The 13628-nt window shown below is 65.4% G+C and carries 15 protein-coding genes; 4 read left to right on the top strand and 11 right to left on the bottom strand.

Annotated features, from left to right (window positions below; translation table 11 throughout):
• Positions 1 to 224 precede the first annotated feature (224 nt).
• The 8 genes from GSQ89_RS03790 to GSQ89_RS03755 form a co-directional block, all read right to left on the bottom strand.
• Positions 225 to 1016: a transporter substrate-binding domain-containing protein gene (locus GSQ89_RS03790; protein WP_158922169.1), complete on the bottom strand. Its 792-nt coding sequence runs from the start codon at positions 1014 to 1016 to the stop codon at positions 225 to 227.
• 13 nt (positions 1017 to 1029) lie between these two features.
• Complete coding sequence (locus GSQ89_RS03785; RefSeq protein WP_158922167.1) at positions 1030 to 1683, bottom strand: amino acid ABC transporter permease; 654 nt, start codon at positions 1681 to 1683, stop codon at positions 1030 to 1032.
• A complete protein-coding gene (locus GSQ89_RS03780; protein WP_158922165.1) occupies positions 1680 to 2357 on the bottom strand; it encodes an amino acid ABC transporter permease in 678 nt (225 codons plus the stop codon). The genes GSQ89_RS03785 and GSQ89_RS03780 overlap by 4 nt, the downstream gene beginning before the upstream one ends.
• Positions 2358 to 2550: 193 nt before the next feature.
• The gene (locus tag GSQ89_RS03775; RefSeq protein ID WP_158922163.1) at positions 2551 to 3306 is read right to left on the bottom strand and encodes an ROK family protein; all 756 of its coding nucleotides are present in this window, start codon (positions 3304 to 3306) and stop codon (positions 2551 to 2553) included.
• 69 nt (positions 3307 to 3375) lie between these two features.
• On the bottom strand, positions 3376 to 3801 hold the full coding sequence (locus GSQ89_RS03770; protein ID WP_158922161.1) for a PaaI family thioesterase: 426 nt from the start codon (positions 3799 to 3801) through the stop codon (positions 3376 to 3378).
• Complete coding sequence (locus GSQ89_RS03765; protein WP_158922159.1) at positions 3798 to 4442, bottom strand: HAD family hydrolase; 645 nt, start codon at positions 4440 to 4442, stop codon at positions 3798 to 3800. Before GSQ89_RS03765 ends, GSQ89_RS03770 begins: the two co-directional genes overlap by 4 nt.
• 31 nt (positions 4443 to 4473) lie before the next feature.
• Positions 4474 to 4803 (bottom strand): DNA-binding transcriptional regulator, encoded by a 330-nt coding sequence (locus GSQ89_RS03760; protein WP_158922157.1) that lies wholly within the window; start codon positions 4801 to 4803, stop codon positions 4474 to 4476.
• Between the two features lie 4 nt (positions 4804 to 4807).
• Positions 4808 to 5155 (bottom strand): addiction module toxin RelE, encoded by a 348-nt coding sequence (locus GSQ89_RS03755; protein WP_254073065.1) that lies wholly within the window; start codon positions 5153 to 5155, stop codon positions 4808 to 4810.
• Between the two features lie 238 nt (positions 5156 to 5393).
• On the opposite strand from GSQ89_RS03755, the gene GSQ89_RS03750 reads away from it, so the two are divergent.
• Both GSQ89_RS03750 and GSQ89_RS03745 read left to right on the top strand, forming a co-directional pair.
• Positions 5394 to 6623 (top strand): argininosuccinate synthase, encoded by a 1230-nt coding sequence (locus GSQ89_RS03750; RefSeq protein WP_158922155.1) that lies wholly within the window; start codon positions 5394 to 5396, stop codon positions 6621 to 6623.
• A gap of 167 nt (positions 6624 to 6790) precedes the next feature.
• Positions 6791 to 7423: an FMN-binding negative transcriptional regulator gene (locus GSQ89_RS03745; RefSeq protein WP_216855996.1), complete on the top strand. Its 633-nt coding sequence runs from the start codon at positions 6791 to 6793 to the stop codon at positions 7421 to 7423.
• Between the two features lie 342 nt (positions 7424 to 7765).
• On the opposite strand, the gene GSQ89_RS03740 is transcribed toward GSQ89_RS03745, so the two are convergent.
• Entirely contained in the window at positions 7766 to 8548 is a 783-nt protein-coding gene (locus GSQ89_RS03740) for an SDR family oxidoreductase (RefSeq protein WP_158922151.1), read from the bottom strand.
• A gap of 188 nt (positions 8549 to 8736) precedes the next feature.
• Between GSQ89_RS03740 and GSQ89_RS03735 the strand changes: the two genes are divergently transcribed.
• On the top strand, positions 8737 to 10098 hold the full coding sequence (locus tag GSQ89_RS03735; protein WP_254073064.1) for a S41 family peptidase: 1362 nt from the start codon (positions 8737 to 8739) through the stop codon (positions 10096 to 10098).
• A 75-nt stretch (positions 10099 to 10173) separates the two neighbouring features.
• Here GSQ89_RS03735 and GSQ89_RS03730 read toward each other — a convergent pair whose 3' ends face one another.
• Both GSQ89_RS03730 and cysS read right to left on the bottom strand, forming a co-directional pair.
• Entirely contained in the window at positions 10174 to 10971 is a 798-nt protein-coding gene (locus tag GSQ89_RS03730; protein WP_158922147.1) for an RNA methyltransferase, read from the bottom strand.
• Positions 10971 to 12320, bottom strand: coding sequence for a cysteine--tRNA ligase (gene cysS, locus GSQ89_RS03725; protein WP_158922145.1), 1350 nt, complete (start codon positions 12318 to 12320; stop codon positions 10971 to 10973). Before cysS ends, GSQ89_RS03730 begins: the two co-directional genes overlap by 1 nt.
• Positions 12321 to 12486: 166 nt before the next feature.
• Between cysS and GSQ89_RS03720 the strand changes: the two genes are divergently transcribed.
• Positions 12487 to 13628 (top strand): NRAMP family divalent metal transporter (locus tag GSQ89_RS03720; protein ID WP_254073063.1); only part of this gene is annotated, 1142 nt, incomplete at its 3' end.

The following is a 13628-nucleotide window of genomic DNA, read 5'->3' as shown; positions in this document are numbered from 1 at the left end:
TGATTTCTGGGATTGCGACCATCCCAGGCACGGACTCGCACCGTGCTGACAAAGCGCCCTCACGGACGCACTCATGCCGATGCAGATCGGCATCCATGCCTTTCGCCAGCGAGAACAAAGGCGTGGATAGCAGGCCTTCGCCTGCCATGACGGTTGCTCGGCAATGGTCGAAGGGCAACGTCAACGGTCGCTGGTATAAGAGTCGGTATCAACGGCGCGCGGTATCAGAACACAGGCAGGTTCGGCAGCGGCTTGTGGAACCACTTCTCGTAGAGCGCATTCAGTTCGCCGTTGACCTTGGTGAAGTAGACGAACGTGTTCACCCACTGGTGCAGGTTGAACTGGTCCTTGCGCATGGTGATGCCGTTCGGCTGCTGCAGCAGGGTGAATTTGCGCTCGATGTTGGCTTCGGGGTGCTTGGAATAGAACTGGTCGCCGGTCAGGCCGGTCTCGGCGATGGCATCGACCTGGCCGGTCAGCAGCGCCTGGTAGGTGCTGGGATCGTCGTCGAAGCGGGCGATCTTCACCGCGGAGCCTAGGGTCTTGGCCAGGATCACGTCCTGCACCGTGCCGCGGGGAACGCCGACGCGCAGGCCCTTCAGATCCTCGATGTTGGCGATCTTCTTGTCCTTGCCGGCGAAGATGACGTTCTCGATGGCGCTGTAGGGAATGGAGAACATGACCTGCTTGGCGCGTTCCGGGGTGATGCCCAGGGTGGCGACGATCAGGTCGACCTTGTTGGTGAGCAGGAACGGAATCCGGTTGGGGCTGGTCAGCGGCACCAGGTTCACCTTCACCCCGAGATAGGTGCCCATCAGCTTGGCGACATCAATGTCGAAGCCGTCGGGTTCCTGCTTGTCGTTCAAAATGCCATACGGCGGCAGATCGACCAGCACGCCGATGTTGATGGAGCCTTTGCTCAGGATTTCGTCGACCGTCTGGGCGGACGCGGGGCGCAGGGTCGCGGCGCCTGCCAGCAGCAGCACGGCCGCCAGCGTTCGGGTTAGCCATTTCATGTTGGATGTCCTCTCAACGTTTCGAAGTCGCGGCCAGCCGCTGTTCGAGGCGGCGACTGGTGATCGTCAACGGCCAGCACAGCGCGAAATAAATCACTGAAACGATGCCGAAGATGAAGAACGGGCGGAACGTGGCGTTGTTGAGCATCTGCCCCGCTCGGGTGAGTTCGACGAAGCCGATGATGGCGGCGAGCGAGGTGCTTTTGATCAGGTTCACCAGGAAACCGACAGTGGGCGGGATGGCGACGCGCAGGGCCTGGGGCAGGACGACTCGTAGCATGCGCGGGACGAAGTGGAGGCCGAGCGCCTTGGCGGCCTCGACCTGGCCGTTGGGGACGGCCTGGATGGCGCCACGCCAGATTTCACCCAGGAAGGCGCCGGCGTTGAGGCTGAAGCCGAGGATCGCCGAGGTCCAGGCACCAAGCGGGATGCCCAGCATGTCGCCGCCGAAGAAGACGAGGAAGAGTTGCAGGAGTAGCGGGGTGCCCTGGAAGACGCGGATGTAGCCGGTGGCGATCCAGCGCAGGGTGGCGCTGGTGGAGGTGCGCATCAGCGCGATCGCCAAGCCGACGATGCCGCCACCGATCGCGGCATAGACCGACAGCAGGATGGTCCAGCGCGTTGCCAGCAGCAGGAATTCGTAGTCGCCTAGGTTGATGTCCCTCATCGGCGTCCCTCCCGCGGGCCGCCGAACGCGAGGCGCTCGATCGTCGCGAAGGCGGTGGAGAACAGCAGCGACAGACAGAGGTAGATCCCGGTGGCGACGATGAAGGCCTCGAACGGGCGGAACGTGCGCGACTGGATGTCCTGGGTGGCGGCGGTCAGTTCGTCGGCGGAGATGACGGAGCAGATGGATGAATTGAGCATCAGCAGGATGAACTGGCTGCCGAGGGGCGGGACGACCACGCGCAGGGCTTGCGGCAGGATGATCAGGCGGAAGGTGCGATAGCGGTTTAGGCCGAGGGCGTAGGCGGCCTCGGTCTGGCCGTGGCTGATGGATTCGATGCCGGCTCGGACGATCTCGATCGTGTAGGCACTGCCGTTCAGCACCAACGCGATCAGGGCGCCGGTGTTGGCGTCGAGGCGGAGACCGAGGGTGGGCAGGCCGAAGAAGATGAGGAAGATCTGCACCAGGAACGGGGTGTTGCGGATCAGTTCGACATAGGCGGCGACGATGGCGCGCAGCCACGCGGGGCCGGAGGTGCGGGCGAAGGCGCCGGCGACCGCGACGATCAGGCTGAAGATCATGGACAGGGCGGACAGGCGCAGCGTCAGCAGCGTGCCGCTAATCAACTCATCCCGAGCGGCCCAGATGTCGCCGAAGTGAAAGACGTAGTCCACGGATCTTAGTCGCTCTCCTTGCGGGGAGCATTACGGGGTTTGTTGGCGGGGCGCCAGATGGAATGATGGGGTGGAAATGACGGGTGTGGTGGGGTGTGTCTGGCCTGACGGTTGTAGGACCGGGGGGGCCGTGCATGAGGCGTGAATGCTGACCTTCGTCAGCATGACGGGTGTGTAGGGTTCGGGGGCTGATCTAGCCGGCGGTGGCGAACATTGAATCCAGGGTTTTGTCCCATAGTTTGACGCCGCCGGTGATGCCGGCGGTGTTGTCGACCAGGTGGACGTTGGATGGCAGCTCCAGGTCCACCTGCTTGGCGTCGCCGCCGCCGATGTACAGCGTGTCGAAGCTGACCAATGTGGTGATGTTGGCCAGGACGCGGCGCAGGCGGCGGTTCCAGCGTTTGTGCCCGACATCCTTGTAGGCCGCGGCGCCGATGAACTGGTCGTAGGTCTTGCCCTTGTGGATGGGGTGCTGGCTGAGTTCCAGATGCGGCGCCGGGTGGCCGTCCTGGAACAGTGCGAAGCCCATGCCGGTGCCCAGGGTGATCACGCACTCCAGCCCCTTGCCGGAGACGACGCCCAGCCCTTGGACCTCGGCGTCGTTCAGCATGCGAGTGGGCTTGCCGAGTTTGTCGGTCAGCGAGGATGCGAGGGGGAAGTGGCGCCATTCCGGCGTGCCGAGGTTGGGCGCGGTCAGCACTTGGCCGTGGCGGACGACGCCGGGGAAGCCGACGGAGATCCGGTCGAAATCGCCCAGCGGGGTGGCCAGATCGACCAGTGCGTCCAGGACGATCTGGGGGGCGGGATGCTCCGGCGTGTTCACTCGGTTGGGGCCTGCCACCATCTCACCGCGCTGGTTGAGCAGGCCGGCCTTCAGCCGTGTTCCGCCGACGTCGATCGCCAATGTCAGAGCGCCCCGTTTGCTTTTGGGGCCGGGATCGATGTCCATGGGCGTCCTTTCTGGCTGGCGATGTCGTTATGGTTCAGCAGATAGGCGGTCCTGCGGGGCCGCGAAAGGTCAGCGCGGCCGCAATACGCGCCAGATCCCATCGACCGCGCCGGCATCACGTATGTTGTGTTCGTCGCGGGCGCCGATCACGCCTCGGACGAAGACGAGGCCGCGGGTCCGGCGGGTGACCTCGCCACGCAGTTCGAGGAATTCGCCTGGTTGGATGGCATCGAGGAAATGGGTGTTGAGCTGGATGGTGGTGCACGGCCCGCGGTCGGCGGCTTCCCAGGCCAGGAAGCTTAGGCCGTGGTCGGCGAAGGCCATCAGCACGCCGCCATGGATGACCCCGGCGGGGTTGGCGTGTTCGGGGCCGGTGAGCAGGCCGTAAAGCCACTGGTCGCCATGTTTTTTCGCCCAGGGGATGCCCAGGCCGCCGGGCATCGCGGCGCCGCGCAAGGGGCGCCAGTCGTGGGCGGCGGGGTCGAAGCCGGTCATAGGGCGGCGAGCCGGTCGGGCAGGTCGAGCAGGCTGTCGAGGCGGATGTGGGCCTGCTCGATCTCGGGTTTTTCGGCGTGCATCCAACCCCAGGGGCCGCGGCGAACGAACACCGCCGTCATGCCGGCAGCGCGGCTGGGCAGCACGTCGTTGTCCAGGCGGTCGCCGACATAGGCGATCTCGGCGGCGGGGACACCGGCGGCCTCGATCACCTTGGCGAAGAATTTCGGGTCGGGCTTGGATACGCACCAGCCGGCGGAGCTGGCGATCAAGTCGGCGGGCAGGTCGAGGCGGGCCAGGGCAGCCTCGGCTTCCAGCGGCTGGTTGCCGGCGATGAGGACCTTGTAGCCGCGTTCGCGCAGGACGGTCAGGCAGGGGATCGCGTCGGGGTAGAGGTCCTGCGGGGTGAAATCGTAGACCCAGCCCTGTGCGGCGCGCAGCTTGCGGGCGGTGCCGGGGTCCATGCCGGGTTTGAAGATCTCGAACACGCGGCGGAGCGACTGGCCGCGTTCCATGGTCACGCCGATGGCGGTGAACAGGGTCATGGCCGGGACACCGAGGAAGGCGGCCCATTCGATCCAGTGGCGGGTTTCGTCGATCAGGGTTTCCCCGACATCGAAGCAGACTGCTCGTATAGGCATGGAGGCCGGTCGATCCCTTGGTTTGGTGGGATCATGTTGTGCGGGAGGTGGGGCTGGCAATGGTGGATCGGGAATCGTGCGCCAGGGCGGCACCCACTTCGGCCGGCAGCCGCGAGATGGCCAGCAGGTAGGCGGCGGCGGGTGCGTCCGGGTGGCGACGGCCTTGCTCCCAGTTTTTCAGCGTCGGCAGCGGAATCCGGTAGGTTTCCGCGAACGCGAGTTGCGACATGCGCAGCTTGCCGCGGATGGCTCTGACATCGGGCACCTCGACGGTGTGAACGCGCACGCCGGAGGCCTGGCCGCGCGCATGAGCGAGGGCGTCGCCCAGGCTGTCGATCAGCGCGTCGCCGAACTTGGTCATGGTCCTAGTGTCTCCGGTAAGTCTGTTTGATGGCTTCGGTCAGAGTCCGTGCCAGCCGCTTTTCGTCCCCGGTCCAGTTTTCCCGTTCGGCTTTCGCATAAATCAGCAGCAGATACAGCGGCATCGAATCGTCGTGGTAGAAGTAGATGATCCGCACGCCACCACCCTTGCCGGTGTTCGGCCGGCCCCAGCGAATTTTACGCAGGCCACCGGTATCCGGAATGACGTCCCCGGCGTCGGGGTTGGTGGCGATGAAATCCACGAAGGCGTTGCGGTCGTCCTCTGTCCACAATTTGGCGGCCTGACGGATGAATGGGCCGGTCTCGGCGACCGTCATCAGTTCGTCAGTCACGGGCTGTATACGCCATTGGCGTCTTCCGTCCAAGATAAAAAGGCGTCATTGGCGTATATCTCCATGCGTGGGTGCACGAGGCGGTCCCATGCCGGATGACTGGCGCCGGAAGGCGTTAACAACGGCTTAAAAGGCGCCGGCGGACGGCGGATGCGGGATTGTCTGTCGCTTCACGGCTTGCGCCCGGGCCGCCCCTGGCGCTACTCCCGCCGCGGAAAATGTGGAGATTTCAGGCGCCATGGCCGTCAAGGATGTGAAGAAGGTCGTTCTTGCCTATTCAGGCGGGTTGGACACCAGCGTGATCCTGCGCTGGCTGCAGACGACCTATGGCTGTGAGGTCGTGACCTTCACCGCCGACCTCGGCCAGGGCGAAGAACTGGAGCCGGCGCGCAAGAAGGCCGAGATGGCCGGGGTGAAGGAGATCTTCATCGACGACCTGCGCGAGACCTTCGTGAAGGACTTCGTGTTCCCGATGTTCCGAGCGAACACGGTGTACGAGGGACAGTATCTGTTGGGGACGTCGATCGCTCGGCCGCTGATCGCGCAGCGGCAGATCGAGATCGCCGAACAGGTCGGTGCCGACGCCGTGGCCCATGGCGCGACCGGCAAGGGCAATGACCAGGTGCGGTTCGAGCTGTCGTATTACGCACTGAAGCCGGACATCAAGATCATCGCGCCGTGGCGGGAATGGGAGCTGACCAGCCGGACCAGGCTGCTGGAATTCGCCGAGAAGAACCAGATCCCCATCTCCAAGGATAAGCGCGGCGAGGCGCCGTTCAGCGTCGACGCGAACATGCTGCATTCGTCGTCAGAGGGGAAAATCCTGGAAGACCCGGCGATCGAGGCGGATGAGATCGTCTATCAGCGCACCATCCGGCCGGAGGATGCGCCGGATAAGGCGACGGTGATCTCGATGGATTTCGTCGGCGGCGATCCGGTGGCGATCGACGGCGTGGCGCTGTCGCCGGCGGCGCTGCTGACCCGGCTGAACGAGTTGGGGAAGGCGAACGGGATCGGGCGGCTGGACCTGGTGGAGAACCGGTTTGTCGGGATGAAGTCTCGGGGGGTGTATGAGACTCCGGGTGGGACGATCCTGCTGGCGGCGCACCGGTCGATCGAGAGCATCACGCTGGATCGCGAGGCGGGGCACCTGAAGGACAGCCTGATGCCGCGCTACGCCGAACTGATCTACAACGGCTTCTGGTTCAGCCCGGAGCGGCGGATGCTGCAGGCGCTGATCGACACCAGCCAGCACAGCGTCACCGGGCGGGTGCGGATGAAGCTGTACAAGGGCAATGTGTCGTGCATCGGGCGGGAAAGCCCGAACAGTTTGCACTCGATGAAGGTGGTGACGTTCGAGGACGACCAGGGTGCTTATGACCAGGTCGATGCTCAGGGGTTCATCAAGCTGAACGCGTTGCGGCTGCGGCTGGGGGCGATGGCGGGACGGCGGGGTGGCGCACTGTAGGATTGGACTGATCGGATAGGGCAGTAAAGACCCTTCCCCTTCGTCCGATTTTAAGGCACTCCAGCGCTACCGTCATGGCCGGGCATGTCTCGGCCATCCACCCCCGCTCGACGGTGCGCAGATGGCCGAGCGCGTTCGGCCATGACGATTCCGCGAAGGTCGCCGTCGTGTACGTTCCCGCTCATTTCAAAGAAGACCGGCTTGATGTCCTGCACGAGTTCATTCGTGGGAGCGGGTTGGCGACACTGGTGTCGATGACGGCGGATGGGATGATCGCCAGTCATGCGCCGCTGATGCTGGCCCCCGATCCGGCGCCGTATGGCACCCTGATCGGGCATCTGGCGAAGGCCAATCCGCATGCTCGGGTGGCTGACCCGGGGGTACAGACGCTGGTGATTTTCCAGGGACCGGAGGGTTACATCACGCCGTCTTATTACGCGGCGAAGCGGGAGCACGGGAAAGTCGTGCCGACCTGGAATTACAGCGCGGTCCATGCGTATGGGACGCTGGAGGTGTTCGACGATCCGGTTCGGCTGCTGGACGTGGTGACCCGGCTGACGGTTCGTAATGAGACGCCGCGTGCGCAGCCTTGGGCGGTGTCCGATGCGCCCGCGGATTTCGTGCAGGGGATGTTGCGGGGAATCGTGGGGATTGCGCTGCCGATCGTTCGGCTGGATGGCAAGGTGAAGATGAGCCAGAACCGGCCGGCAACCGATATCTCGGGGGTGGTCGAGGGGCTGCGGCAGGATGGCCGGGACGATCTGGCGGATGCGGTGGTGGGGGCGACATCGGGGGCGTAGGGGTTCGTCGTGGGATCGTTTGGCGATTGATGGCCAGCCGCCCGGCGTCGAGGCGGGAGGCTGGCCATCCGTGACCTACAGTGCAGCTCAGCGACAAAGGCATGGATGCCGACCTGCGTCGGCATCACGGAGGTTGGCGGTCCTGCCGGTATCGAAATACTAACCTAACTCAGGATCCTGATCCGGCCACTTCGGGGGCGTGGATGCCGACCTGCGTCGGCATGACGGGGGTTGGCGGTCCTGCCGGTATCGAAATACTAACCTAACTCCGAATCCTGATCCGGCCACTTCGGGGGCGTGGATGGCCGGCAGACCAGCCATCCACGGAGCGAGCTTGTGGTCCTATGTGCTGGACGAATTGAACGCGCCGCCGTCGAGCAGGAGGTTCTGGCCGACGATGAAGCTGATCTTGGCGGAGCACAGGAAGGCACAGGCGTCGCCGAACTCGGCGGGGTCGCCGGCGCGGCCGGCGGGGGTCTTGGACAGCCGTTCCTGCACCAGTTCATCGACCGGACGGTTGGTCTTGCGGGCGGCCTCCTGAAAGCCGCCGCGCAGGCGGTCGGTCAGGAACGGGCCGGGCAGGATGTTGTTGATGACGACGTTGTGGTTCGCCACCTGGCGCGCGAGGCCGGCGACGAAGCCGGTCAGGCCGGCGCGGGCGCCGTTGCTCATGCCCAGTTCGGGAATCGGCGACTTCACGGATCCGGAGGTGATGTTGACGATGCGGCCGAACTTGCGGCCGATCATGCCGTCGATCACCGCTTTGATCAGGAAGATCGGTGCCAGCATGTTGGCGTCGACGGCCTTGATCCACATGTCGCGGTCCCATTCGCGGAAGTCGCCACGCGGCGGGCCACCGTTGTTGTTCACCAGGATGTCCGGCGCCGGGCAGGCCTTCAGGGCGGCCGCCCTGCCCTCCTCCGACGTGATGTCGCCGGCGACGGCGGTGACCTTGGCGCCGGTCAACTGGCGGATTTCCGCGGCGGTTTCCTCCAGCGTCGCGGCGGTGCGGGCGGTGATGACCAGCTCGACACCCTCACGCGCGAGGGAGATGGCGCAGGCGCGGCCGAGGCCTTTGCTGGCGGCGCAGACGATGGCTTTCTTGCCTTGCAATCCCAGATCCATTGAGTCACTCCTCCATTTGAATAATCACCGGTTGTATCAGCCCGCATTGAAATCGCATACTGACCGCCCGATACTGGGGTGTGCCGAGCGGCCATGACGACGATGTAACGCCGGCGTCATGCGCAGTACGGGACGCATCCCGATTTAATCTGATGGATTGAACAACCAGACAAGGTGGCTCGATGAAGATGACGCGTATCGGAGCCGCTTTGCTGGTGGGAACCAGTTTCGCGGCCGGCTGTGCCGCAGCGACGGGTGGTGGGATCATCGCCGCGGCGGCGCAGGGGACCGACCCGGCGCCGACCTACAAGTTGCTCACCTTGTTCAACAACGTGCTGGAACGCGTGCAGGCGGATTATGTCGAGCCGGTGACCAGCAAGACGCTGATCGACAATGCGCTGAACGGCATGCTGACCGGGCTCGATCCGCACAGTGCCTACATGACCGAGGCACAGTGGCACGACATGCAGTCCGAGACCTCGGGCCAGTTTGGCGGCATCGGCCTGGAAGTGACCGAGAACGGCGGCCTGCTGCAGGTGGTCAGCCCGATCGACGACACGCCCGCCGCCGCGGCTGGGTTGAAGCCGGGCGACCTGATCACCGCGGTGAACGGCAAGACCGTCGAGGGACTCAGCCTGAATGACGCGGTGACCGAGATGCGCGGGCCGCCGAACACCATCCTGCACCTGATCGTCAAGCGGGAGGGGATCGATAAGCCCATCGTGCTGACTCTGACCCGCCAGATCATCCATATCGAGACGGTGAAGAGCCGGCTGGTTGGGGATATCGGCGTCATTCGCGTCAGTGAGTTCACCGAACAGACCGATACCGGCGTTCATAAGGCCCTGCGGTCGCTGCGCGCGGAGTCGAACGGGCATCTGCGCGGCCTGATTCTGGATCTGCGGAACGATCCTGGCGGCTTGCTGGATCAGGCGGTCGCGGTGTCCAACGATTTCCTGGATGGCGGCGGCATTGTCTCCACGCGCGGGCGGCATCCGGACGACAACCAGAGCTGGTCGGCGAAGGCGAGCGACAATATTTCCGGCAATCTGCCGGTTGTGGTGCTGACGAATAACGGCACGGCGTCGGCCGCGGAGATCGTGGCGGGCGCGTTGCAGGACGACCGGCGGGCGCTGGTGCTGGGCACGCAGTCGTTCGGCAAGGGATCGGTGCAAACGCTGTTCCCGCTGCCGGGCTATGGCGCCATCCGGCTGACGACGGCTCGGTACTACACGCCGTCGGGCCGCTCGATCCAGGGCGTTGGCATCACGCCGAACGTCGAGGTCCAGCAGACCCGCGATCCCGCGCCGCATTTCGCGCCGGAGCATGAAGCCGATCTGCGGCACACGCTGACTACGCCGGACGCGCCGAAGGTGAACCCGGCACCGCCGCCGGCTGACCTGCCCGCGGTGGCGCAGCAGATCCCGAAATTGCCGCCGGAGAATTGGCCGAAGTTCGACTCGACCAAGCCGGCGACGGATTTCCAGTTGCAGCAGGGATTGGTGCTGGTGCGGGGGTTGGCGGCGGGGAGCCGAGCGGCGTCTCGGTAGGGCCGCTGTCGTACGGCGGAGATTTGTGAGAAGGCGTGGATGCTGACCTTCGTCAGCATGACGGAGGGGGTAGGGTTAGGCGCTGTCGTCGGTCTCCAGCCGGCCGCGTTGACGGCGGCCGATGGCGAGTTCGGTTACCACGCCGTGCAGGGTACGCAGTTCCTGGTCGGTGACCTCGCCGCGCTGGAAGAGGTGGCGGAGGTTGCGGATCATCCCCGGTCGCTTCGGCTGGTTGCGCAGGAAGCCGCAGGCATCGAGCTGATCGACCAGGTGCGTCAGGAAATTGTCCAACCGGCCTTTGGTCGCCACCTGCGTTTCGTTGGTCATCAGCGTGCGGGGCGGGGTGCCGTCGCCGGCGGTCCACCACTCATACGCCATTACCATCACGGCTTGCGCCAGGTTGAGCGACATGAACGCCGGGTTGAGCGGGAAGCGCACCAGCGAGTCGGCCTCGGCCATGTCGTCGTTGTCCAGGCCCGCGCGTTCGGGGCCGAACAGCAGGCCGGCGCGCAGGTCTCGGGTGGCGATTTCGCGGAGTTCGGCGGCGGCGCCCCGGGCGGTGAGGACCGGCTTGACGATGTGGCGCGGGCGGGGACAGGTGGCGAAGACATGGTGCAGGTCGGCGACGGCGTCGGCGACCGTCGGATGCACCGTCGCAGCGTCGAGGATGCGGTCGGCACCGGAGGCCATGCGCCACGCTTTTTCCTGCGGCCAGCCGTCGCGCGGGGCGACCAGCCTCAGGTGGAACAGACCGCCATTGGCCATGGCACGCGCGCAGGCACCGACATTGTCGGCGAGCTGGGGACGCACCAGGATGACCACCGGACTGTTGCCGATCGGGTGCAGATCGGCGCCGCCGTCGCGTCCTGTCATCAGTTGATGCGCCGCCAGGTGGTGCCCTTCGGTCCATCCTCCAACACGATTCCCTTGGCAACCAGTTCCGCGCGAATCGCGTCCGCTCGGGCGAAGTCCCTCGCCTTGCGGGCGGCGAGGCGGTCGGCGATGGCAGCCTCGATTTCGGCGGCGTCGTCCGTTGCGCCGCGGAACCAGGCGTCGGGCGCCTGTTGCAGCAGGCCCAGCAAGGTGCCGGCAGCGCGCAGGCCAGCGGCGGCCTGTTGGTCGCCGGTCATCGCCGCGTCCGCCAGCCCATGCATCGCCGAAATCGCCAACGGCGTGTTCAAGTCGTCGCACAGCGCTTCCAGCACCGCCGGCGGGACCTCGCCCGCAGCAGTGTCGGGGGCGTGTTCCAGTGCTCGATAGAAACGATCGAGCTCCTTTTTCGCCTCTGCCAACCCTTGATCGGAGAAATCCAGCAACGACCGGTAGTGCGTCCGTAACAGCAGCAGGCGCACGGCTTCGGCCGGCGCCTTCGCGAGAACCTCGCGCACGGTGAAGAAATTGCCCAGGCTTTTCGACATCTTCTCGCCGTTCACCTGCAGCATGCCATTGTGGATCCAGTAGCGGGCGAAACGGCTGCCGGGGAAAGCGCACAGGCTTTGCGCCATTTCGTTTTCGTGGTGCGGAAAGATCAGGTCGGTGCCGCCGCCATGGATGTCGAAGGTTTCGCCGAGGTATTTCCAGGACATGGCGGAGCACTCGATGTGCCAGCCGGGGCGGCCTCGGCCCCAGGGTGAGTTCCAGCCGGGCAGATCGTCGCCGGAGGGCTTCCACAGCACGAAATCCCCGGCGTCCCGCTTGTACGGCGCCACCTCGACACGCGCACCGGCGAGCAGTTCATCCTGGGAACGGCCGGACAGCTTCCCATAGCTGGCGTCGGAGGCGACGGCGAACAGCACGTGCCCCTCAGCGGCGTAGGCGTGGCCGGAGGCGATCAGCCGCTGGATGATCATGATCATCTCGGCGATGTGGGCGGTGGCGCGCGGCTCCTGATCGGGCGGCAAGGTGCCGAGAGCGGCCATGTCGGCGTGGAAGTCGGCCGTGGTGCGGGCGGTGATGGCGCCGATCGACTCGCCGCTTTCCTGGGCTCGCGTGTTGATCTTGTCGTCCACGTCGGTGATGTTGCGGACGTATGTGACGTGTGGATACAGCCGACGCAGCAGGCGGGCGACGACGTCGTAGACCACGACCGGGCGGGCGTTGCCGAGATGCGCGAGGTCATAGACGGTCGGGCCGCAGACATACATGCGGATATCGGCCGGATCGGCTGGTTCGAACCGCTCCTTGCGGCGGGTCAGGCTGTTGTGCAGGTAGAGTTCGGGCATCGCGCGGTCCATCATCGGCCAGATACAAATCGGCGGGGCTTTGTCCGCGAAACACGCCGGTAACGCAATGCGATTTGACTCCGGCGGCAAGGGACAGTAGCCACCGCTCGCCCTTGTTGAGAATGGTTCGCAAATGCCCGGTACGTCATTGAGCCCTCAGACGACAATGCGCGCGGCATCCCGCTTGCGTCGTTTCCTGGCCGTGTTCGGCCCCGGCCTGGTGGTCATGCTGGCCGATACCGATGTCGGCAGCGTCATCACCGCGGGACAGAGCGGCGTGCAGTGGGGCTATCGGCTGCTGTTGCTGCAACTGATCCTGGTGCCGATCCTGTACATGGTGCAGGAACTGACAGTGCGCCTGGCGATCTTCACCGGCCGCGGCCATGGCGAGCTGATCCGCGACACGTTTGGTCCGGTCTGGGCGTGGGTGTCGGCGATCGGCCTGGGCATCGCCACCGTGGGGGCATTGCTGACGGAATTCGCCGGCGTCGCGGGCGTAGGGGAACTCTACGGGCTGCCCCGGTATGCATCGCTGCCGGTGGCGGCGGTCGCGCTGCTGGCGGTGGTGTTTACCGGGTCGTACCGTCGGGTGGAGCGGTTCGCCATCTTCGTGGGCCTGTTCGAGCTGGCGTTCTTCTTTGTCGCCTGGGCGGCGCATCCCGATGGAGCGGCTCTACTGGCCGGGGCGGTGGATATCCCATACCGCGATCCTCAATACCTGTATCTGGCAGCGGCGAATATCGGCGCGGTCATCATGCCGTGGATGGTGTTCTACCAGCAGTCGGCTATCGCCGATAAGCGGCTGCAGCCGGAGCATCTGGCGGCGGCGCGATGGGATACGGCGATCGGGGCGCTGCTGACCCAGTTGATCATGGCGGCGGTCCTGATCGCATGCGCCGCGACGATCGGGCGGGGCGATCCGAATGCGACGCTGGCCACGGTGGGGCAGATGGCGCAGGCGCTGACTCCGTTCCTGGGCACGGCGATGGGCAACCTGGTGTTCGGGGTTGGGGTGCTGGGTGCGGGAATGGTCGCGGCGATCGTGGTGTCGCTGGCGTTTGCGTGGGGCCTGGGTGAGGTGACCGGGTACCGGCGGTCGCTGGAGATGCACCCGATGGAGGCGCACTGGTTCTATGGCGTCTATGCGGTTTGCGTTGTCGCCGGTGCGGTTGTGGTGGCGCTGTGGCCCGATCTGGTGTCGCTGAATGTGGGCGTGCAGGTGGGGAATGCGTTCCTGCTGCCGGTGGTGCTGGGGTTCCTGATCGCGCTGGCGGTCAAGGCGTTGCCTCGGGCGCATCGTCTGCGTGG

The organism is Acidisphaera sp. S103 (genome assembly GCF_009765975.1).
Classification (GTDB): domain Bacteria; phylum Pseudomonadota; class Alphaproteobacteria; order Acetobacterales; family Acetobacteraceae; genus Rhodopila.
This window is presented reverse-complemented; position numbering and strand designations above follow the sequence as displayed.